Consider the following 20,241-nt stretch of genomic DNA (forward strand, 5'->3'; position numbering starts at 1 on the left):
GTGAGTTCACGGGCGCGGGCTGCCAGACGCGGGTAGTAGCTGAGCTGGTCCAGGCGGGCGACAGGCCGGACGAACTCGCCGTTCGTGCGGACGGGCGCCGGGGGGTCGTAAACCAGTCAGCCCGGTGAAACGTGGGGTTCACATGAGTGAACCCGACCGCCCTCCGGACCGGCTCAGTGGATGATGCCGGTGCGCAGCGCCACGGCCACCATGCCGGCCCGGTCGCCCGTGCCGAGCTTGCGGGCGATGCGGGCGAGGTGGCTCTTGACGGTGAGTGCGGACAGGCCCATCGAGACGCCGATCGCCTTGTTCGACTGGCCCTCCGCGACCAGTCGCAGCACCTCGACCTCGCGTCCGGACAGCTCTCGGTAGCCGCCCGGGTGGCTCGGGGCACCCGGGGGGCGGCGGTGCATCCGGGCGGCGGCGCCGAGGGGAGTGGCGCCGGGTCGGGTGGGGAGCCCGATGTTCGTCCGGGTGCCGGTGACGACGTAGCCCTTGACCCCTCCGGCCAGGGCGTTGCGGACCGCGCCGATGTCGTCGGCGGCGGAGAGGGCGAGCCCGTTGGGCCAGCCCGCGGCGCGGGTCTCGGACAGCAGGGTCAGGCCGGAGCCGTCGGGCAGGTGGACGTCGGCGACGCAGATGTCGCGGGGGTTGCCGATGCGGGGACGAGCCTCCGCGACGGACGAGGCCTCGATGACGTCGCGCACCCCGAGCGCCCACAGATGGCGGGTGACGGTGGAGCGGACGCGCGGGTCGGCCACGACCACCATGGCGGTCGGCTTGTTCGGGCGGTAGGCGACCAGGCTTGCGGGTTGCTCGAGGAGAACGGACACCAGGCCTCCTGGGTGGGGGGACGGGGCCGGCTTGTGGGGATGAAGCCGGGACGAACCGTGCTTTGAAGGTCACAGTCGTCTTCGGCAGCAAACTCGTCCGCCTTTAGAGAATGATCACGATCTAGTGAGTAACAATCTGTGCAATTCGGACACGCGATCGATCATCCGAAGATCGAGTCGGTTCGAGCAGATGCGATTCGAGTGCGGAAAGTGGCCGTATCGACAAAGAGATGGTCAACAGGGCGTGCGGGAGGGTCATGCCGCCGGAAGCCGGCGGTCACGTCACCGGGCCTGCGGATCCCTGCGCTGCGGCAGCGTCACCACCGAGGCGTCTCCCGGACCTGCCGGCGGCAGCCCCGCGACCTGGGCCAGCAGATCGCACCAGGAGACCAGGTGCGCGGCCGTGTCCGGCACTCCGCCGAGCCCCTCGCGGGGCGTCCAGGAGGCCCGGATCTCGATCTGCGAGGCGGGCGGCCGCTCGGCCAGCCCACCGAAGTAGTGCGAGCCCGCCCGCGTGATCGTCCCGCTCGGCTCGCCGTAGCCGAGCCCGCGCGCCTGCAGCGCCCCGGTCAGCCACGACCAGCACACCTCCGGCAGCAGCGGATCGGCCGCCATCTCCGGCTCCAGCTCCGCGCGCACCAGCGTCACCAGCCGGAACGTGCCGTGCCAGGCCTCGTGCCCGGCCGGGTCGTGCAGCAGCACCAGCCGTCCGTCGGCCAGCTCCTGATCGCCGTCGACCACCACGGCCTCCAGGGCGTACGCGTGCGGGGCGAGCCGCTGCGGGGCCGGCGTCGGCTCCACCTCCACCTGCGGCCGCAGCCGTGCGGTCCGCAAGCCGTCGACCGCGGACCGGAACGCCGGCGGCAGCGCACTGCCCGCCCGCCCCCGCGCGGTGTCCTTCGCGTCGTCCATTCCGTCAGCGCCGTCCGACAGTCGTCCCTGAGCCGCAGCCATGCGGGGAAGAGTAAGGGGAACGGGGCTCTCGCGCAGGGCAAGACACCCCCTGAGGGCTGCGGCACTTCTCCGTCGCGGGCCGTGCGAGACTTGCCGTCGTGAGTGCCAACGGAAGCCCCTCGGGCAAGCAGCCGACAGCGACGTACGACAGCGCTTTCCTCAGGGCGTGCCGCCGTGAGGCCGTACCGCACACCCCCGTGTGGTTCATGCGCCAGGCCGGCCGCTCCCTGCCCGAGTACCGCAAGGTCCGCGAGGGCGTTCCGATGCTCGAGTCCTGCATGCGGCCCGAGCTGGTCACCGAGATCACGCTGCAGCCGGTGCGCCGGCACAACGTCGACGCGGCGATCTACTTCAGCGACATCGTCGTCCCGCTCAAGGCCATCGGCCTCGACCTCGACATCAAGCCCGGCGTCGGCCCGGTCGTCGAGCAGCCGATCCGCACCCGCGCCGACCTGGCCCGGCTGCGCGACCTCACCCCCGAGGACGTCTCCTACGTCACGGAGGCCATCGGCCTGCTCACCCGCGAGCTGGGCGCCACCCCGCTGATCGGTTTCGCGGGCGCGCCTTTCACCCTCGCGAGCTACCTGGTCGAGGGCGGTCCGTCCCGCACGTACGAGAACGCCAAGGCGATGATGTACGGCGACCCCGAGCTGTGGGCCGACCTGCTGGACCGTCTCGCCGACATCACGGCCGCCTTCCTGAAGGTCCAGATCGAGGCGGGCGCGAGCGCCGTCCAGCTCTTCGACTCCTGGGTCGGCGCGCTGGCCCCCGCCGACTACCGGCGCTCGGTCATGCCCGCCTCGGCGAAGGTCTTCGAGGCCGTCGCCGGGTACGGCGTCCCGCGCATCCACTTCGGTGTGGGCACCGGTGAGCTGCTGAACCTCATGGGCGAGGCCGGCGCGGACGTCGTCGGCGTCGACTGGCGCGTCCCGCTGGACGAGGCCAAGCGCCGGGTCGGTCCCGGCAAGGCACTCCAGGGCAACCTGGACCCGACGGTCCTGTTCACCGACAAGGACACCCTCGAGGCCCGGGCCGGCGAGGTGCTGGACGCGGCCGCCGGCCTGGAGGGACACGTCTTCAACCTCGGCCACGGCGTCATGCCGAACACCGACCCGGACGCGCTGACCCGGCTCGCGGAGTACGTCCACACCCGCACCGCGCGCTGACCCCGTCTCCCGGCGCTCACCACACCTGGCGGGGCCGGGCCTGCCTGCCGAACAGCAGGCGGCGCGGCTCCGGCGGGGGCGGGGTGCCGGGCTTGAGCGGCCAGGCGAGCAGCAGGCCCACCAGGAAGCCGACGACGTGCGCCGCGTACGCGACCGTCCCGGCGCCGGAGACGGCGTGCCCGGAGGAGTACACGGCCTGCAGCACGAACCAGAAGCCCAGCACCAGCCAGGCCGGCAGCCGCAGCGGCAGGAAGACCAGGAACGGGACGAGGACCCAGACCTTCGCCCTCGGATACAGCGCCAGATAGGCGCCGAGGACCCCGGCGATCGCCCCCGACGCGCCGATCAGCGGGTCGCCCGAGGTGTCGTTGAGCAGCGCGAAGCCGTAACCGGCCGCGTAGCCGCAGACGACGTAGAAGAGGAAGTAGCGGATGTGGCCCATCCGGTCCTCGACGTTGTTGCCGAAGATCAGCAGGAAGAGCATGTTCCCCAGCAGGTGCAGCCAGCTGCCGTGCAGGAACATCGCCGTGAAGACCGACAGCGGCGGGGACTTGTCGTAACCGGGCGGCCGCACGACACAGCCCGGTCCGTGCGGACCCAGCCCCGTCTCGCCCGTGGGGACCACCCGTAGCAGCTGATGGTGGATCAGCTCTCTCGGGACCGCCGCGTAGTGGTCCATGAAGGCATGGAGACGGCACAGCTGTGCCAGATCGCTGCCGCCTGCCACGGAGCCCGCTATGCCGGGCGTGGACAGGAACACGAGCACGTTGGCGGCGATGAGGGCGTACGTCACCCAGGGCGTGCGGCGCACCGGGTTCACGTCATGGACGGGGATGACCACACTGAAGTACTGCCCTGCATGCGGCGGGCGAACCGGTGAACGCCGCCGGGCGGGTGCGCGTATCTGTTCTCAACCGACGTGAGGACAGGCGATGACGAACGCTCCGCAGGTGCCGGCGATGCATGCTCTGCCCGATGGGGAGGCCGAGCTGTCCCTGGTGGTACGGCTTCCCTGGGAGGACGTGGCGCGGCTCGGCCAGGAGGCGGGACGGCTGGCCGGGCAGATGCAGCGGCCCGTGACGCTGGACGAGGCCGTCAGCTACCGGCTGCGCTCCACCCGGCCGACCGCGACACACGCCAAGCCCGCCGGGGAGCAGCCGGCGGCCGTGTCCGCCCTGCCGCGGATCAGCGGGTCCGCCTAGGCGGCGCGTACCTTCGCCGCGGCCTTCCGCGCCGCCACCAGGACCGGGTCCCACACGGGGGAGAACGGAGGCGCGTAGCCCAGGTCCAGGGCCGTCATCTGTTCCACCGTCAGCTGTGCGGTCAGGGCCACCGCCGCGATGTCGACCCTCTTGCCCGCGCCCTCCCGCCCGACGATCTGGACGCCGAGCAGCCGGCCCGTGCGGCGCTCGGCGAGCATCTTGACCGTCATGGGGGAGGCGCCCGGGTAGTAGCCGGCCCGGCTCGTCGACTCGATGGTGACCGTCTCGTACCGCAGGCCCACCCGGTCGGCGTCCTTCTCGCGCAGGCCGGTGCGGGCGATCTCCAGGTCGCAGACCTTGCTGACCGCCGTGCCGACGACGCCCGGGAAGGTGGCGTAGCCGCCGCCGGCGTTGGTGCCGATGACCTGGCCGTGCTTGTTGGCGTGGGTGCCCAGCGGGATGTACTGCTCCTGGCCGGAGACCAGGTTCAGCACCTCCACGCAGTCGCCGCCCGCCCAGATGTTCTCGTGGCCGCGCACCCGCATCGCGAGGTCGGTGAGCAGGCCGCCGCTCGCGCCGAGGGGAAGGCCCGCGGCCTCGGCGAGAGCGGTCTGCGGACGGACGCCGATGCCGAGGACCACCAGGTCCGCGGGGTACTCGGCGTCCTCCGTGGCCACCGCGCGGGCGCGGCCGTCCTCGCCGGTGAGGATCTTGGTGACCTCGGCGTCGTTGACCATGGTGATGCCGAGCCCCTCCATCGCCCGGTGCACCAGCAGACCCATGTCGGGGTCGAGGGTGGACATGGGCGCCTTGCCGCGGTTGACGACCGTCACCTCGAAGCCGCGGTGGATGAGGGCCTCGGCCATCTCGACACCGATGTAGCCCGCGCCGACCACGACCGCACGGCGGCCACGCGTGCGCGTGAGCGTGTCCAGCAGGGCCTGGCCGTCGTCCAGGGTCTGCACGCCGTGCACCCCGGGCGCGTCCGCGCCGGGCAGATCCGGACGGAGCGGGCGCGCACCGGTGGCGATGACGAGCTTGTCGTACGACGTCCAGGACTCCGCGCCGGAATCGACGTCACGCGCGCGTACCCGCTGCCCGGCCACGTCGATCCCGGTGACCTCGGTGCGCAGCCGCAGGTCGATCCCGCGCGCGCGGTGCTCCTCGGGGGTGCGGGCGATGAGCTGGTCCCGCTCGGCGACGTCGCCGCCCACCCAGTACGGGATGCCGCACGCCGAGAAGGAGGTGAAGTGGCCGCGTTCGAAGGCCACGATCTCCAGCTCCCCGGCCCCCTTCAGCCGGCGTGCCTGTGACGCCGCGGACATGCCGGCGGCGTCACCGCCGATCACGACCAGCCGTTCCGTGCCGCCGCTGCCGTCCCGCCCACCGTTCATGGTCATGGGAACACGCTACGGGGCACGGGCCGTTCAGTCCTCGCCGGGGCGCTCGGCGGAGGGCCCCGCGCGGCGCGGCAGCCGGGGGCGTACGACCCGCGTCCACAGCAGCGCGAGGAGGGCCGCGAAGGCGGCGAACGGCAGGGCGGCGCCGAGCGCGAGGGCGAGCAGGCGCAGCAGCGTGACGAACACGTGCCAGCCGCCCGCCAGCGCGTCCAGGAAGCCCGGCCGGTCCGCGTGGGCCGCCTTGCGCGCGGGTGTCTCGGACAGCGACAGGGTGATGGTGGCCAGGTCCGTACGGTCCTTCAGGGACGCCTGCCGGGCGAGCAGCGCCTCCAGGTCCGCCTGACGGCTGCTCAGCTCGCCCTCCAGGGAGACGACGTCGCTCAGCTTGGCCGCCCGGTCCATCAGCGCACGGATCCGGTCCACGCTGGCCCGCTGCGACCTGATCCGGCTGTCCACGTCCACCACCTGGCCGGTGACGTCGACGGCCTCTGCCGTGCGCTCGATCAGCTTGCCCGTCCCCTGGAGCCGGGTGAGGACCGTGTCGTACGTCGCGGTGGGCACCCGCAGCACGACCCGGGTGTGCTCATGGCCGCCGGCGTCCCGCCCCGTGCTCTCCCGGCCGACGTAGCCGCCCGCCTCCTCGGCGGCCGACCGGGCCTGCGCCAGGGCCTTGGGCACGTCCGCGACCCGGACGGTGAGGGACGCGGTCCGGACGATCGCGTTCTGGGCGAGCCGGGGCGTCCTCGGCGCCGGCCCGGCGTCGTCGGCCGCGCGCGGTCCCGCGGCCTTGCCGCCGTCCGCCGCCGACCTGGCCGCGGACTTCGCCGAGGAGCCGCCGCCCGAGTCGTCCGCCGCGCCGCACCCGGCGAGCGCGAGGCAGGCGGCGAGCAGGACCCCGGCCAGGGCCCGGCCGGGACGGGCGGGACGGGCGGGGCGTGCGGATCGTGGTGTGCGCATGGGCGGTACCCCCCGAGGGCTGTGGCCTGTGACGGTCCTTCGACGGCGGGGCGGCCGGGAACGTTTGGCCGGCCCGGTCCCGATGAGGTCACGGTCCGGACCCGGCCCGGCCACCGGACGCGGCGGGAGTGTCAGCGGGGTCTGAGAGAGTGGGGGTCATGAGCGCAACGGGTACGCGTACGGGGCATGTCGTCGTCATCGGGGCCGGTGTCGCCGGGCTGGCCGCCGCCCACCGGCTGCTGGGCCGCGGCGCGCGGGTGACCGTCCTGGAGGCCACGGACCGGGTCGGCGGCAAGCTGCTGCCCGGCGAGATCGCGGGCGTGCGCGTCGACCTGGGCGCCGAGTCGCTGCTCGCCCGCCGCCCCGAGGCGGTGGCCCTCGCGCGCGAGGTGGGCCTCGCCGACCGGCTGCGGCCGCCGGCCACCGCGACCGCCTCGATCTGGACCCGGGGTGCCCTGCGGCCCATGCCCAAGGGACATGTGATGGGAGTGCCCGGCACCGCCGCCGCCCTGTCCGGCGTGCTGTCCGACGAGGGGCTGGCCCGCATCGAGCGCGAGGCCGGCCTGCCCCCCACCGAGATCGGCGACGACGTGGCCGTGGGGGAGTACGTGGCGGCCCGGCTCGGCCGCGAGGTCGTCGACCGCCTCGTCGAGCCCCTGCTCGGTGGCGTGTACGCGGGCGACGCGTACCGCATCTCGATGCGCTCGGCCGTCCCCCAGCTCTTCCAGGCCGCCCGCGCCCACACCTCCCTGACCGAGGCCGTCCGCGGCATCCAGGCCAGGGCGGCGGCGACCCCCCAGACCGGCCCGGTCTTCATGGGCATCGAGGGCGGCGTGGGCACGCTGCCGCTCGCGGTCGCCGAGTCCGTCCGCGCGCGCGGCGGCGAGATCCTGACCGGGACGCCCGTCACCGGGCTGCGCAGAGAGGCCGCCGGCGGCTGGCGCGTCAGGGCCGGGGAGCGCGCGCTGCACGCCGACGCGGTGATCGTGGCCGTACCCGCCCCGGCCGCCGCCGCGCTGCTGCGCGCCGAGTCCCCGGCGGCCGCCGCCGAGCTGGCCGCCGTCGAGTACGCGTCCATGGCACTCGTCACGCTCGCCTACCGCAGCGCCGACCTGGACCTCCCCGAGGGCAGCGGCTTCCTGGTGCCCCCCGTCGACGGCCGCACCATCAAGGCCGCCACCTTCGCCTCCCGCAAGTGGGGCTGGATCGCCGAGGAGGACCCGGAGGTGCTCGTGCTGCGCACCTCCGTGGGGCGCCACGGCGAGACGGAGATCCTCCAGCGGGACGACGCCGGCCTGGTCGAGGTGTCCCGGCACGACCTGCGGGAGGCCACCGGCCTGGACGCCGTCCCCCTCGCGACCCGGGTCACCCGCTGGACCGACGGCCTGCCGCAGTACCCGGTCGGGCATCACGCGCGCGTGGCCCGCATCCGCGAGCACGTCGCCAAGCTGCCCGGCCTCGCGGTGTGCGGAGCCCCGTACGACGGCGTGGGCGTTCCGGCGTGCGTCGCGAGCGCCCACGCGGCGGTGGACCAGCTGGACGGCGACCTGGCCGGGGTCAGGGAACTCACGGCCAACCCGGTGCAGAGCCTGCACGGCGGAGCGGGAGAATAGGGACCATGAGTGACGACGCCTCCACCACCGAGTCCGGCAGGATCCCGAACAAGGGCAAGCTGGCCAAGGACCTCAACGAGGTCATCCGCTACACCCTGTGGTCGGTCTTCAAGCTGAAGGACGTGCTGCCGGAGGACCGCGCCGGTTACGCCGACGAGGTCCAGGAGCTGTTCGACCAGCTCGCCGCCAAGGACGTGACGATCCGCGGCACCTACGACGTCTCCGGCCTGCGCGCCGACGCCGACCTCATGATCTGGTGGCACGCCGAGACCAGCGACCAGCTCCAGGAGGCGTACAACCTCTTCCGCCGCACCAGGCTGGGCCGCCGGCTCGAGCCCGTGTGGTCGAACATGGCGCTGCACCGCCCGGCCGAGTTCAACCGCTCGCACATTCCGGCGTTCCTCGCCGACGAGACGCCCCGCAACTACGTGAGCGTCTACCCCTTCGTGCGCTCCTACGAGTGGTACCTGCTGCCCGACGAGGACCGCCGCCGCATGCTCGCCGACCACGGCAAGATGGCCCGCGGTTACCCGGACGTGCGCGCCAACACGGTCGCCTCGTTCTCCCTCGGCGACTACGAGTGGGTCCTGGCCTTCGAGGCCGACGAGCTGTACCGCATCGTCGACCTCATGCGCCACCTGCGTGCCTCCGAGGCGCGGATGCACGTCCGCGAGGAGGTCCCGTTCTTCACGGGCCGCCGCAAGGACATCGCGGACCTCGTCGCCGGCCTGGCCTGACGGGCGGCGCGGGCCTCAGCGCCGGCCGGCCCCGCCCTTCCGCGAGTCCCGGGCCGACGGGCCCGCGGCACGGCCGGCCGGGGTGTCCGGCCGCGGCTCCGGGTGCGGCGCGCAGGACGCGCGCCGCCCCGGGAGACGGCCCTGCAGCAGATACGCCTCGAAGTGCGCGTCGATGCACGCGTTGGCGCCGCCCGCGACGCCGTGCGTGCCCGCGTCCCGCTCCGTCACCAGCACCGAGTCGGCCAGCCGCCGGTTCATCTCCAGCGCCCCCGTGTACGGCGCCGCCGCGTCGCGCTCGGCCGCCAGGATCAGCACCGGCGGCAGCTCGCCCGGCCCGGTCCGCACGTCCAGCGGCTGCTGACGGGGCGCCGGCCAGTAGGCGCACGGCAGGTTCGTCCACGCGTTGTCCCAGGTCTCGAACGGCGCCACCCGGGCCAGCCGCGTGTTGTCCCGGTCCCACCGCGCCCAGTCCGTCGGCCAGGGTGCGTCGTTGCACTCTACGGCCGTGTAGACCGCGCTGCTGTTCTCCGCCTCGGCCGCCGTCCCCCGGCTCGGCGCCGCCAGCCGGACCAGCGGCTTCGGGTCGCCCTTGAGATACGCCGAGAGGGCGGCGGCCCGGCTCGGCCAGAAGTCGTCGTAGTAACCGGCCGTCAGGAACGCGTTCTGCAGCTGGCCCGGACCGACCGCGCCGCCCGCCGCCTTCGCGGCCAGCCGCTCCCGCGCCGTGTCGTAGCTGCGCTGCACCCGCTCGGGGGTGCCGCCCAGCCCGTACACGTCGTCGTGCCGGGCGACCCAGTCGCGGAAGTCCGCCCAGCGCTCCTCGAACGCGGCCGACTGGTCCAGGTTGCTGCGGTACCAGATCTTCGCCGGGTCGGGGTTCACCGCCGAGTCCAGCACCATGCGCCGCAGATGTGAGGGGAACATCGTCGCGTACAGCGCGCCGAAGTAGGTGCCGTACGACGCCCCCATGAACGTCAGCCGGTCCTCGTGCAGCGCGGCCCGCAGGACGTCCAGGTCGCGGGCGTTGTTCAGCGAGGTGTAGAAGCGCAGCTTGGTCCCGGACCGCTGGGCGCAGCCCTTCGCGTAGGCCTTCGCCCGGGTGATGCGCTGCCGCTTGTACGTCTGCGTCGGGTGCGTCGGCGACAGCGACGGCCCCTCGAAGAAGCGTTCGGGGTCCTCGCAGGACAGCGGCGCCGAGCGGCCCACTCCGCGCGGGGCGTAGCCCACCAGGTCGTAGGCGGCGGCGATCCGCTTCCACTGCGGGACCGCGCCGATCAGCGGGAAGTACATGCCGGAGGCGCCCGGACCGCCCGGGTTGTAGACGAGGACGCCCTGCCGGGGGACCTTCCGCTTGCTGTTGTGCGGGTCCTTCCGGGTGGCCCGGATCCGGCTGACGGTCAGTCTGATCTGCCGGCCGCCGGGGCGCGCGTAGTCCAGCGGGACGCGCACCGTGCCGCACTGCAGCCCCGCCGGCGCCTGAGGGACGTCGGCGGCGGAGCACGGGCCGAAGTCGACACCGGCCGCCCGGGCGCGGGCGGCGGCCACCGCGGTGCCGCGCAGCTCGGCCGTGCCGGGCGCGGCGGGTGCCCCGGGTGCGGTGGGAGCGCCCCCCGCCGGGACGGCGGCCAGCGCGGTCAGGAGCAACGCACCGGCGGCCGAACAGAGGGTGGCAGCTCTCATCGCGAATCCCTTCGTGCACGGCGGCGATGGCTCGGCTGCCACGACCGGCGACAACAGAAGGGATATTTCGTTCGGCCGTCGGTGAAGGCAAGCACCGACCGGCCGGTGTCGGCGCCAATGCCCCTTGTGCGCCCCCGGAAGGAGCCCTCACTCCCGCCAGGGCTGGTCGCGATGGGTGAAGGCGGCCCGCAGCTCCGGTTCGCCGATCGCGCGGATGCCGCGCACGGCGACGGAGGTGAGGAACGACCGCTCGTCACCGGCCGGCCTGCGGGTGAGCGCCCCCAGCAGCCGCTGCCCGGCCGGGGACGCCCAGCGCGAGTACGGGTGCACCTCGAACCGGGCGATGGCCAGACAGCTCAGCGACAGCGCCAGGGGCAGGGCGAACCACAGCCCCACCAGCAGCCGTGGCGTGCCGGTCTGGACGGGCAGCAGCAGCGCGGTCACACCCAGCACCGCCACGGCAGCGGCGGCGGCCCGCACCTGGCGGACGGCGGCCCCCACCGTCGCACCGGCACCGTCGGGCACGGCGAGCCCGGCGCCCACCAGCCGGTCGGCGAGCCGCCGCACCGCCTCGGCACCGGCCGCCCGCGCCCGCACGGGCGCTATCCGCGACTGCCCGTCCGGACCGATGGCCCCTATGACGGACTGCTCGATCTCGTCCCGGCCCCGCGGGTCCACCACGGTGGCCCAGCCGGTGTGCGCGAGCAGCAGCCGCCGCTGCCGGGCCATGGAGACCATGGTCACGTCGGCGACCCGGGCGGGGCCGCCGGACAGGAAGGCCGCCTCGTACAGCGTCAGATCGTGCCCCCGGTCCGCCGTCGTGACATCCGTGTCGGCGGCTGCGGAGTGGACGGCCGCCAGGCACAGCCGGGTACACGCGGTGCCGGCGAAAGCCCAGGCCAGGAGCAGGAGAAGGACCCAGAACATGACGTGTTTCTATGCCAGAGGCCTGGGCTCGCGCCATGCCCTTTTCACTATCCGGACCGAGTGTTGCCGGTCTGTGACGTTCCGTTTCCCGCGCAGGTCAGGGGGTCGTCGTCGCCGGGGGCGGGCTGCTCGTCGCCGGCGGCAGCGCGTACGACTCGTCCGGCGCGGGGGTGACCGGCACGGCGGCCGCCGGGGCGACCACGGGCGGGGACGGTACGGGGGTGGGGGAGGCCGCGAGGTCCCGGGCCAGCGCGCCGAAGTCGACGTACCCCGTCGCCTCCAGGATCTTGATGTGGTCCAGGACGGTGGTGTTGGCGTCGTCGGCGAGGTCGCGGACGAGGGAGTTCTGCGTACCGGCGCGGACCTGGGCGACCAGGGCGAAGACCCTGCCGTGCGCGAGCCGCAGGACACCGGCGAACCGGCGGTCGAAGTCCTGCCCCTGAGCGGACCTCAGGGCGGCCAGCCACTCCTTCTGCTGAGCGTTGGGTTCGTTGGGCAGATCCACGCCGAGCTGCGTGGCGACGGTCCGCACATGGGCGTCGAGCGAGGTGTGGCCGTCGACGAGGTGTTGGCCCGCCGTGCGTACGGCCGCCGTGGTCCCCTTCCGCTCCGCCAGCTCACCCGCGGGCAGCTCCCACAGACCCGCCAGGCGCACCTTGGTGATGAAGTCCCGGTCCTGCGCGGACAGGGGCCCGTAGGGGGTGGTCACGGTCTGCGCGCTCAGCACGCTCGCGGCGGCCGCGTCCTGCCGGTCGGAGTACGACCACAGCGGGTACAGCAGCGCCGCCGCCGTCGCGGCGAGGGCGGTGATGAGCAGCCCGGTACCGCTGAATATGCCTCGGCCCTTGACGGGGGGTCGCGGTCGCATGGTGCCTCGTGCTCGGGGTGGGGGCGGGGTTGGCATATTACTGCGGGACCCGTCGTGGCCCGGGCCCGGTCCACCTCGCCGCCGCCGGAACCCCGGGACACCGGCCGGCCGAACACGTGCGGGACCGGCCGCGCCTGCGCCGCCCGCACGGAGCAGGCGGTGCCGCGCCCGCGTCGTGGAGTCGCATGGAGCACGCGGCCTCGCGCCCGCGTGGCGGAGCCGCTCGGACGTGCCGGGCCGGCCGCGCCTGCTCCGCGCCCGCACGGAGCACGCGGTGCCGCGCCCGCGTCGTGGAGTCGCATGGAGCACGCGGCCTCGCGCCCGCGTCGCGGAGCCCGCTCGGACGTGTGCCAGGCCGGCCGCGTCTACGCCGCGCCCGCACGGAGCAGGCGGTGCCGCGCCCGTGTCGTGGAGTCGCATGGAGCACGCGGTCTCGCGCCCGTGTCGTGGAGTCGCATGGAGCACGCGGTCCCGCGCCCGCGTCGCGGAGCCGCACCGGGCACACGGCCCACCGCCCGCGCCGCGGAGCCGCACCGAGCACATGGACCCGCCGCCTATGGGGTCGTTGCGCGGTCTGCCGCGCGGCCGCGCAGCAGCACCCTTCGCCGCCCCCGCCGTCTCGGTGCCGGACCCGCCCGGTCCAGCCACCACTCCCGCAGGGCCTCCCGCGGCCCCGCCTCCCGCGGCAGCCCGGCCGCCAGCAGATGGCCGGCGAAGTCCAGCGCGTCCCGCCGGTACCCCCCGCTCATCGGCCGCTCCCGGGCGTACCCGAGAAAGGCCGGCCGGTACCCCGCCCCCAGGATCTCCGGCAGCTCCGGTGCCACCTTCGCCACCACCTCCGCCCGCTTCGCCGCCAGCGCCCGCGCCTGGACGCCCATCCGCACCCGGTCGAACCCCTCCGGCACCGGTGTCCCCGCGACCAGGGACGACAGCACGGCCGCCAGGGCGACGCCGAGCCGCTGCCGGGTGGTCTCCCGGGCCCGGACCTCGGCCACCGGCCGGGCGAGCACGGCGACACCCCCGCCCCCGGCGCCGCCGGCCACGGCACGCCCCGCGCCCGTGACCGCGCGCCGCCGCCCCGCCCGGACCGCCTCCCCGATCGCCTCCAGCTCGCGCTCCAGCTCGACCGGCTCCGGGAAGTTCTCGTCCCGTTCCAGCAGCACCCCCGGCGGCGCGGCCCGGGTGGCGAGGTCGGCCAGGATGTCGAGGACCGGGCGCGGCACGGGGTGGGCGTGGCTGTCGTGCCAGACGCCGTCGCGCTCGAAGCCGCCCGCCACATGCACGTAGGCCAGCGCCTCCACGGGCAGCGCGGCCAGCGCCTGAGCCGGGTCCTCGCCGCGGTTGACGTGGTTGGTGTGCAGGTTGGCCACGTCGATGAGCAGGCGTACGCCGGTCCGCTCGACCAGCTCGGACAGGAACTGCCCCTCCGTCAGTTCCTCGCCCGGCCAGGAGAACAGCGCGGCGATGTTCTCCAGGGCGAGCGGCACGGGCAGCGCCTGCTGCGCGATGCGGACGTTCTCGCAGAGCACGTCCAGCGCGTCCCGGGTGCGCGGCACCGGCAGCAGATGGCCCGCCTCCAGCCGCGGGGACGCGGTGAGCGCGCCGCCCGCCCGGACGAACGCGATGTGCTCGGTGACCAGGGGGGCGCCCAGCGCCTCCGCCCGTTCCGCGAGCGCCCGCAGCCGGTCCTCGTCGGGGCGGTCCGCGCCGCCGAGACCGAGGGAGACGCCGTGCGGTACGACGGTGATCCCGCGCTCGCGCAGCCGCAGCAGCGCCTGAGGCAGATGGCCGGGGCAGACGTTCTCCGCCACGACCTCCACCCAGTCGATGCCCGGCATGCGCTCCACGGCGTCCGCGATCTCCGGCCGCCAGCCGATCCCCGTGCCCAGTCGCCGCACGGCTCCTCCCCTCCTCGACCGTCGAGTGAGGGGGGTATGGCCCCGGCGGCCCGTGCCGAACCGCCCGCGTGCCGCGTTCAGAGCAACATTTGAGGTTGCGGCCGGCTCGGCGGTGCCGCGCGGCCCGTCCCGCTAGCGCAGCGCCGGATGCTCGGCGACGACCGTGCAGGAGCCCGGGGCGATCTCCGTGAAGCCCGCGTCCCGTACCACCGGCAGACCGGCGGTGGTGAGCCGGTCCCAGTCGGCGGGGGACGCGGTGCGGACGGCGAGGGGGAAGCCCTCCTCCCGCCAGGCGGTGCGCTCCCCGTCGGACAGGGCCCACCAGGCGAGCTGGGCGCCGTGGCCCGCCTGGGCCATCGCCTTGCCGGCCGACATCTCCAGCTCCGGGTTCAGCCACAGCACGGGCACGCCCCGGTCGGCCGGGGCGGGCCGCTCCGGGTCGTCCAGCTCGGTGCCGGACACCTGGAGCCTGGCCAGGTCCCCCGGCCAGCCGTCCAGCGGGACCGGCGGATAGACCCGGACCTCGGCGGACTTGCCGGTCAGCGTGATCCCGGGCAGCGCCTCGGCCCGCCGCCACTCGGCGCCCCGGGCCCGCCGGACCACCTTGCGGATCCGCGCGTCCTCCCAGTTCCGTACGGCCTCGGCCCACTCCCCGCCGGCCGCCGCCCGCTCGTCGCCGAGCAGGAGCAGCACGGCGCGGGCGGCCGTCTCCAGCGCGTCGGTGCGGGCGGGCGGAGCGCTGCGCTCGATGCGGACGACGAGGGGGAGCACGAACTGAGGTGCCTCTGAAACCTGGCTCACGACAGCCCACCTTACGGGGCGCCAGAATGACCCCATGCAGTGTGATCTCCGGCTGGACGGCGTGGGCCGTCGCTACGGCCTCCGCGGCCCCTGGGTGTTACGGGGCGTCGACCTATCCGTCCCCCCTGGCACCCTGACCCGCGTGGACGGCGCGAACGGCACCGGGAAGTCGACCCTCCTGCGCCTCCTCGCCCGCCTGGACAGGCCGACCGAGGGGCGGGTGAGCGGCCGCCCGCGCACGGCGTACGTGCCGGAGAGGTTCCCCTCGGCCCTGCCCTTCACCCCCGTCGGCTATCTGACCCATCTCGGCACCGTCGCCGGCCTCTCGCGCCGCGCTGCCGCCCGCGCCGCGGACGTCTGGCTGGAGCGGTTCGGCGCGGGCGCGTACGCCGGTACGCCGATGGCGCGGCTGTCCAAGGGCAGCAGCCAGAAGGTGGCCGTGGCGCAGGCCCTGCTCGGTGAGCCGGAGCTGCTGGTGCTGGACGAGGCGTGGACGGGTCTGGACGCGGCGGCGCGGGCCGAACTGGAGCGTGCGGTGGCCGAGCGGACCGCCGCCGGAGGCGCCGTGGTGTTCGTGGACCACGACCCGCGGCGGCTGGCCGGGGCGGCGGACGCGGCGTACACCCTCGCCGCGGGCGGTCTGGAGCGCCGTACGGACGGCGGGAGTCCACCCGCCGGTCCGCTCACTCTGGTCACCGTGCGGGGACCGGCCGGCGCAGCGCTGCCGCCCGACGCGGTACGGGCCGTCGCCTCCGCCGAGGAGACCGGCCCCGGCGTCCACCGCCTCGCCGTGCCCGCCTCCCGCTCCGACGTCCTGCTGCGTGCCCTGCTGACGGCCCGGCCGCCGTGGCACGTGGTGCGTGTCGTACCGCCGAACGACCCGGGGGACCGCCCGTGACCGCCCTCCTGCGCTATCAGGCCGACCTGCTCCTGCGCTCCCAGCGCTGGCTGCCGCCGGTGATCCTGTACGCCGCGTTCCTGGCGATCGGGGTGCAGAGCGGCCAGCCCGTCCTCGACTCGCTCGGCTACACCGCCGCCGGTCTGCTGCCGGTGGCCGCCTGGCTGGTGCGGACGTGCGTCAGCGGTGAACCGGACGCGGCCCGTGCCTGTGTCGCCGCCGCCCGTGGACCGGCCCGCGCGCACCTCGCCTGCCTGCTGACGGGGCTGCTCGCGTCCGCGCTGCTCGGGGTGGCGGCGACGGCCGTCGTGACGCTGATCAGCGATCCGGCGAGCAACGGCCACCGGGTCCCGGTGCCCCGGTTCGAGGCGGGTGCCGCCGGGCTGCCGGCCGTCGTCGTCTGCGCGCTGCTCGGCGCGGCCGTCGGCGCGCTCACCAGCCGGCCGCTGCTGCGCTCCACCGGCCGCGCGGTGCCCGCGATGCTGCTGGGCGCCCTGCTGGCGGTGGTGCTCACGGGTTCCCCGGCGCAGGCGGCGGTGAGCGGCCTGGTCCTCGGCTCGCGGACCGGCCGGGTGCCGGTGGCGGTGCTGCCCCTGGCCGGGGCGGCCCTGTTCACGGCCGCGGCCTTCGCCGCCGCGGCGTGGCTCACCGCCCGCCGGTCACCCTGAGCCGCGGCGCACCGCCGGTCAGCCCGAGCAGGCGGTGCGCTGGGCCTCCTGCCACTCGCACACCGGGCACAGCGTGACGCCCCTGTACGACTCCGGGTACTCCGTCGGTTCCCGGCACAGGACGCACTCGGCGTACGGCGGGCCGTCGGCCGTGCGGGGCCCGGGCGTCCCGGCGATGGTGCGGGAGTCCCGTTCCTCGTCGCTCATGCGTTCAGCGTAGGCCGGGTCACGGGGTCACCGGTGGCCGGCCGTCTCGCCGATCAGCTGGGAGACCTTCATGAACCGGTAGCCGCGCTTGCGCAGTTCCGGTACGACCGCGCGGACGACCCGCTCGGTCGTCGGGGCGGCGCTGCGGGTGCAGTGCATGACGACCACCGAGCCGGGCTTCACCCGGTCCAGCACCTGCCGCACCACCGCGTCGGCGTCCGTGGCGAACGCGTCGCCGCTGACCACGTCCCACTGCACCGCGGTCACCCCGAGCCCGCTCAGCGCGCGCAGCGCCCGCTGGTCGTAACAGCCGCCGGGGAAGCGGAAGTACGGCATGGGCCTGGGCACGCCCGCCTTGCGCAGGGAGGCGTACGCCCGTGTCACCTCCGACTGCATCTTGTCGGGGGCGACCGTCGGCAGGCCGTAGCAGTCGGCGGTGAAGGCGTAGTGGCTGTAGGAGTGGTTGGCGACCTCGAACTGCGGGTCGTGGCCGAGGCTGCGGGCCTCGGCCGGGTACTCGTCGGCCCACCGGCCGGTCATGAAGATCGTCGCCGGGACCTTGAGCGCGCGCAGGGTGCCGATCAGCTCCGGGTTGTCGAAGTGCTCGCCGGAGGCCGCGCGGGGGCCCTGGTCGGCGGTCATGTCGGCGTCGAAGGTGAGCGCGACGGTCTTGCCGAGGGTGCGCGGGCCGTGCTCGAAGACGGGGGTGAGACCGCCCGGGCCCGGCGCGAGGACGGCCGGCCGTGAGGCGGACGGGGAGGCGGAGTGGGGGGACGTGGCCGGGGCGGGGCGGCCGGTGCCCGCGGTACCGCAGGCGGAGACGGCCGCGCTCAGGGTGTAGAGCGCGGCGCAGGCGGCGGTGATACGGCGTACTCGTGGGATCACCGTATGAACGTAGGACGGGATGTCCATTTGTATGGTGATATGCCCCGCGGCGCGGCGGCACGGTCACCCGCGCGGCGCTGCCCGGTCGACGGCCTCTCAGATGTCCCGCTGCTCCAGCGGCCGCACCGCCGGGCCCTGGAGCACCGTGCCGTCGACGGCGAAGCGCGAGCCGTGGCAGGGGCACTCCCACGCCCGCTCGGCCCGGTTGAACGCGACCAGGCAGCCGAGGTGGGTGCAGCGGGCCGAGACGGCGTGCAGCGCGCCGTCCGCGTCGCGGTGCACGGCGAGCCGGTCGCCGCCGGCCCGGACCACCGCCCCGTCACCGGGCGCCAGGTCCTCCACCGGGGCGGCGTGCCTCAGCCGGTCGCCGACGAAGTGCCGGGCCACCTCCGCCTGCGCCTTCAGCAGCGACGGCGCCTCGCGCACCACCGACTTCAGGCGGCGCGGGTCGTACAGGTCGCGCCAGGCGCAGTCCCGGCCGGTGATCAGCGCGGTCAGCAGCAGCCCGGCCATGATGCCGCCGCTCAGCCCCCAGCCGCCGAAGCCGGTGGCGACGTAGGTGTGCCGGGCGGCCGGGTGGAACGGGCCGACCAGCGGGACGGTGTCGGTGGAGTCGTTGTCCTGGGTGGCCCAGGCGTACTGGAGGCGCACCCCGGGGAAGTGCTCCTCGGCCCAGGCGGCGAGCCCGTCGAAGCCGGCCCGCGCATCGCCGGTGCCGGGTGTGAAGTGCTCCCCGGTGACGACGAGCAGCCGCTGTCCGTCCGGCCCGTAGGGTGCGGTGCGCACCGAGCGGGTGTTCTCCTCGGGCGTGATGTACATGCCTTCCGGGTCCGGCCCGTCGCCGAGCGGCCCGGCGACCACGAGTTCACGGCGCGGGGACAGGCGGGCGAACAGCAGGGCGCGGTCGAACACCGGGTAGTGGGTGGCGATCACGACGTCCCCGGCGGTGACCGTGGCGCCGCCCTCGGTCGTCAGCCGGCAGGGCCGCCCGCCCTCCTGCAGGCCCACGACGCGCGTCCGCTCGTACACCTGGCCGCCGCGGGCGAGCAGGTCCTCGGTGAGCGCCCGCAGGTACTTGACCGGATGGAACTGCGCCTGCCCGGCCACCCGGACCGCGCCCGCCACGGGGAACGGCAGCCCGGTGTCGGTGGTGAAGGTGGCGGACAGCCCCGCCTCCCGCGCGCCCTGCGCCTCCGCCCGCACCTCGTCCACGCGCGCGCCGTCCCGCACATAGGTGTACGCGTCCCGTTCCTCCCACTCGCAGTCGATGCCCAGCCCGTCCACGAGCGCCGCCGCGTGCACGATCGCCTCCGACTGCGAGCGCGCGTACAGCCGGGCCCCCTCCGGCCCCCGGGTGCGCCGCAGCCGGTCGTAGACGAGGGTGTGCTGGGCGGTCAGCTTGGCGGTGGTGAATCCGGTGACCCCGGCCGCGATCCGCGCGGCCTCCAGCACCGCCACCCGCAGCCCGGCCCGGGTCAGCTCGTGGGCGGTGCTGAGCCCGGCGATGCCGCCGCCGACCACGGCGACGTCGACGTCCAGGTCGTCGGTCAGGGCCGGGTGCCGGGGGCCGGGAGCGGTCTCGAGCCAGTAGGAGTCGGTGACATCGGTGACGTTCCGGTGCTCGCGCATGGGCGCCGGGTACCCCGGCTACGGCTGCTTCAGCAGTCGCCTCCGGCACTCGGCCACGTCGAAGTCGCCCTCCGGGTAGTGCGGGTCGAGCGTCCGGAGGTGCTCCAGCAGCAGACGGCTGACGGCCCAGTTCCGGTACCACTTGCGGTCCGCCGGGACCAGGTACCAGGGCGCGTGCGGGGTGGCGCAGTGCTCCAGCGCCAGCTCGTACGCCTCCTGGTAGGCGGGCCACAGCGCCCGCTCCTCGATGTCGTCGGGGCTGAACTTCCAGTGTTTGTCGGGGCGGTCCAGGCGGCGCAGCAGCCGGCGCTTCTGCTCCTCGTGGGACAGGTGCAGGAAGCACTTGACGACGGTCACGCCGTCCTCGGTGAGCGAGCGCTCGAAGTCGTTGATCAGGCCGTAGCGGCTGCCGATCGCGGCGGGCGGGGCGAGATGGCGGACCCGGGCGATGAGCACGTCCTCGTAGTGCGAGCGGTCGAAGATGCCGATCTCGCCCGGCTCGGGCAGCGCGCGCCGCACCCGCCACAGGAAGTCGTGTTCCCGCTCCTCCTCGGTGGGCGCCTTGAACGCCTTGATCCGGCAGCCGGACGGGTTGAGCTGGCCGATGACGTGCTTGACCGTGCCGCCCTTGCCGCTGGTGTCCATGCCCTGCAGCACCAGCAGCAGCCGGCGCCGGTCGCCCGCGGTGCCCGCCGCCCACAGCCGCTCCTGCAGCACGGCCAGGCGTTTGCCCATGCGCGCGGTGTCCGCGAGAGAGGCCTGCTTGCCGCCGGGGGCGCCGGGCGTGGCGCGGGCGTCGTACCCGCGCAGGCCGACGGGTTCGCCGAGCGGGAGGCGCAGGGCGTCCCGGAGGCTGTCGGTGTTCTTCCTCGTCACGTCGTGCGCCTTCCCCTCGGATCCCTCGACGATGCGCCGCCC

The 20,241-nt window shown here is 74.7% G+C and carries 19 protein-coding genes and 1 pseudogene; 6 read left to right on the forward strand and 14 right to left on the reverse strand.

Going from position 1 to position 20,241, the window contains the following annotated elements; translation table 11 throughout:
- Positions 1 to 173: 173 nt before the first annotated feature.
- Both AB0N17_RS09675 and AB0N17_RS09680 read right to left on the reverse strand, forming a co-directional pair.
- Complete coding sequence (locus AB0N17_RS09675; protein WP_366010631.1) at positions 174 to 833, reverse strand: response regulator transcription factor; 660 nt, start codon at positions 831 to 833, stop codon at positions 174 to 176.
- Between the two features lie 282 nt (positions 834 to 1,115).
- A complete protein-coding gene (locus AB0N17_RS09680) occupies positions 1,116 to 1,787 on the reverse strand; it encodes a DUF3000 domain-containing protein (RefSeq protein ID WP_366010632.1) in 672 nt (223 codons plus the stop codon).
- 98 nt (positions 1,788 to 1,885) lie between these two features.
- Between AB0N17_RS09680 and hemE the strand changes: the two genes are divergently transcribed.
- On the forward strand, positions 1,886 to 2,953 hold the full coding sequence (hemE, locus tag AB0N17_RS09685; protein ID WP_366010633.1) for a uroporphyrinogen decarboxylase: 1,068 nt from the start codon (positions 1,886 to 1,888) through the stop codon (positions 2,951 to 2,953).
- Between the two features lie 16 nt (positions 2,954 to 2,969).
- On the opposite strand, the gene AB0N17_RS09690 is transcribed toward hemE, so the two are convergent.
- Positions 2,970 to 3,794, reverse strand: coding sequence for a rhomboid family intramembrane serine protease (locus tag AB0N17_RS09690; protein ID WP_366010634.1), 825 nt, complete (start codon positions 3,792 to 3,794; stop codon positions 2,970 to 2,972).
- 118 nt (positions 3,795 to 3,912) lie between these two features.
- Here AB0N17_RS09690 and AB0N17_RS09695 point away from each other — a divergent pair.
- Positions 3,913 to 4,122: pseudogene (locus AB0N17_RS09695) on the forward strand (hypothetical protein); the annotation flags it as partial.
- A gap of 29 nt (positions 4,123 to 4,151) precedes the next feature.
- Here the strand turns inward: AB0N17_RS09695 and AB0N17_RS09700 are convergent.
- A complete protein-coding gene (locus AB0N17_RS09700) occupies positions 4,152 to 5,555 on the reverse strand; it encodes an FAD-dependent oxidoreductase (RefSeq protein ID WP_366010635.1) in 1,404 nt (467 codons plus the stop codon).
- A 27-nt stretch (positions 5,556 to 5,582) separates the two neighbouring features.
- Positions 5,583 to 6,512 (reverse strand): DUF4349 domain-containing protein, encoded by a 930-nt coding sequence (locus AB0N17_RS09705; RefSeq protein ID WP_366010636.1) that lies wholly within the window; start codon positions 6,510 to 6,512, stop codon positions 5,583 to 5,585.
- 158 nt (positions 6,513 to 6,670) lie between these two features.
- Here AB0N17_RS09705 and hemG point away from each other — a divergent pair, with 158 nt between their 5' ends.
- Together hemG and hemQ are read left to right on the forward strand one after the other, a co-directional pair.
- The gene (gene hemG / locus AB0N17_RS09710) at positions 6,671 to 8,125 is read left to right on the forward strand and encodes a protoporphyrinogen oxidase (RefSeq protein ID WP_366010637.1); all 1,455 of its coding nucleotides are present in this window, start codon (positions 6,671 to 6,673) and stop codon (positions 8,123 to 8,125) included.
- 5 nt (positions 8,126 to 8,130) lie between these two features.
- Complete coding sequence (gene hemQ / locus AB0N17_RS09715; RefSeq protein ID WP_366010638.1) at positions 8,131 to 8,862, forward strand: hydrogen peroxide-dependent heme synthase; 732 nt, start codon at positions 8,131 to 8,133, stop codon at positions 8,860 to 8,862.
- A gap of 15 nt (positions 8,863 to 8,877) precedes the next feature.
- On the opposite strand, the gene AB0N17_RS09720 is transcribed toward hemQ, so the two are convergent.
- The 5 genes from AB0N17_RS09720 to AB0N17_RS09740 form a co-directional block, all read right to left on the reverse strand.
- Positions 8,878 to 10,542, reverse strand: coding sequence for an alpha/beta hydrolase (locus AB0N17_RS09720; protein ID WP_366010639.1), 1,665 nt, complete (start codon positions 10,540 to 10,542; stop codon positions 8,878 to 8,880).
- A 147-nt stretch (positions 10,543 to 10,689) separates the two neighbouring features.
- Positions 10,690 to 11,469, reverse strand: a complete 780-nt coding sequence (locus AB0N17_RS09725) for a TIGR04222 domain-containing membrane protein (protein WP_366010640.1) — start codon at positions 11,467 to 11,469, stop codon at positions 10,690 to 10,692.
- A gap of 97 nt (positions 11,470 to 11,566) precedes the next feature.
- Complete coding sequence (locus tag AB0N17_RS09730) at positions 11,567 to 12,337, reverse strand: DUF4142 domain-containing protein (protein ID WP_366010641.1); 771 nt, start codon at positions 12,335 to 12,337, stop codon at positions 11,567 to 11,569.
- 554 nt (positions 12,338 to 12,891) lie between these two features.
- A complete protein-coding gene (locus AB0N17_RS09735) occupies positions 12,892 to 14,235 on the reverse strand; it encodes a DUF692 domain-containing protein (protein WP_366010642.1) in 1,344 nt (447 codons plus the stop codon).
- 132 nt (positions 14,236 to 14,367) lie between these two features.
- Positions 14,368 to 15,036 carry an aminoacyl-tRNA hydrolase gene (locus AB0N17_RS09740; RefSeq protein ID WP_366010643.1) on the reverse strand — a complete coding sequence of 223 codons (669 nt, stop codon included), beginning with the start codon at positions 15,034 to 15,036 and terminating at the stop codon, positions 14,368 to 14,370.
- Positions 15,037 to 15,070: 34 nt separating this feature from the next.
- Between AB0N17_RS09740 and AB0N17_RS09745 the strand changes: the two genes are divergently transcribed.
- On the forward strand, positions 15,071 to 15,934 hold the full coding sequence (locus AB0N17_RS09745) for an ATP-binding cassette domain-containing protein (RefSeq protein ID WP_366010644.1): 864 nt from the start codon (positions 15,071 to 15,073) through the stop codon (positions 15,932 to 15,934).
- Positions 15,931 to 16,602 carry an ABC transporter gene (locus AB0N17_RS09750; RefSeq protein WP_366010645.1) on the forward strand — a complete coding sequence of 224 codons (672 nt, stop codon included), beginning with the start codon at positions 15,931 to 15,933 and terminating at the stop codon, positions 16,600 to 16,602. Before AB0N17_RS09745 ends, AB0N17_RS09750 begins: the two co-directional genes overlap by 4 nt.
- An 18-nt stretch (positions 16,603 to 16,620) precedes the next feature.
- Here AB0N17_RS09750 and AB0N17_RS09755 read toward each other — a convergent pair whose 3' ends face one another.
- The 4 genes from AB0N17_RS09755 to AB0N17_RS09770 all read right to left on the reverse strand — a co-directional run bounded on the left by AB0N17_RS09755 (position 16,621) and on the right by AB0N17_RS09770 (position 20,199).
- Positions 16,621 to 16,809, reverse strand: a complete 189-nt coding sequence (locus tag AB0N17_RS09755; RefSeq protein ID WP_366010646.1) for a hypothetical protein — start codon at positions 16,807 to 16,809, stop codon at positions 16,621 to 16,623.
- 27 nt (positions 16,810 to 16,836) lie between these two features.
- Positions 16,837 to 17,694 (reverse strand): polysaccharide deacetylase family protein, encoded by an 858-nt coding sequence (locus AB0N17_RS09760; RefSeq protein WP_366010647.1) that lies wholly within the window; start codon positions 17,692 to 17,694, stop codon positions 16,837 to 16,839.
- 96 nt (positions 17,695 to 17,790) lie between these two features.
- Positions 17,791 to 19,323: an FAD-dependent oxidoreductase gene (locus AB0N17_RS09765; RefSeq protein ID WP_366010648.1), complete on the reverse strand. Its 1,533-nt coding sequence runs from the start codon at positions 19,321 to 19,323 to the stop codon at positions 17,791 to 17,793.
- 18 nt (positions 19,324 to 19,341) lie between these two features.
- The gene (locus AB0N17_RS09770; RefSeq protein WP_366010649.1) at positions 19,342 to 20,199 is read right to left on the reverse strand and encodes a PPK2 family polyphosphate kinase; all 858 of its coding nucleotides are present in this window, start codon (positions 20,197 to 20,199) and stop codon (positions 19,342 to 19,344) included.
- Between the last annotated feature and the right edge of the window lie 42 nt (positions 20,200 to 20,241).

Origin of the sequence: Streptomyces sp. NPDC051133, from assembly GCF_040682635.1 — a bacterium.
Lineage (GTDB): Bacteria > Actinomycetota > Actinomycetes > Streptomycetales > Streptomycetaceae > Streptomyces.

Coding starts and splice junctions, on each gene's coding strand:
- AB0N17_RS09755 (WP_366010646.1), bottom strand. CDS start 16,809: ATGAGCGACGAGGAACGGGACTCCCGCACCATCGCCGGGACGCCCGGG.
- AB0N17_RS09680 (WP_366010632.1), bottom strand. CDS start 1,787: ATGGCTGCGGCTCAGGGACGACTGTCGGACGGCGCTGACGGAATGGAC.
- hemQ (WP_366010638.1), top strand. CDS start 8,131: ATGAGTGACGACGCCTCCACCACCGAGTCCGGCAGGATCCCGAACAAG.
- AB0N17_RS09700 (WP_366010635.1), bottom strand. CDS start 5,555: ATGACCATGAACGGTGGGCGGGACGGCAGCGGCGGCACGGAACGGCTG.
- AB0N17_RS09745 (WP_366010644.1), top strand. CDS start 15,071: ATGCAGTGTGATCTCCGGCTGGACGGCGTGGGCCGTCGCTACGGCCTC.
- hemG (WP_366010637.1), top strand. CDS start 6,671: ATGAGCGCAACGGGTACGCGTACGGGGCATGTCGTCGTCATCGGGGCC.
- AB0N17_RS09705 (WP_366010636.1), bottom strand. CDS start 6,512: ATGCGCACACCACGATCCGCACGCCCCGCCCGTCCCGCCCGTCCCGGC.
- AB0N17_RS09725 (WP_366010640.1), bottom strand. CDS start 11,469: ATGTTCTGGGTCCTTCTCCTGCTCCTGGCCTGGGCTTTCGCCGGCACC.
- AB0N17_RS09730 (WP_366010641.1), bottom strand. CDS start 12,337: ATGCGACCGCGACCCCCCGTCAAGGGCCGAGGCATATTCAGCGGTACC.
- AB0N17_RS09765 (WP_366010648.1), bottom strand. CDS start 19,323: ATGCGCGAGCACCGGAACGTCACCGATGTCACCGACTCCTACTGGCTC.
- AB0N17_RS09720 (WP_366010639.1), bottom strand. CDS start 10,542: ATGAGAGCTGCCACCCTCTGTTCGGCCGCCGGTGCGTTGCTCCTGACC.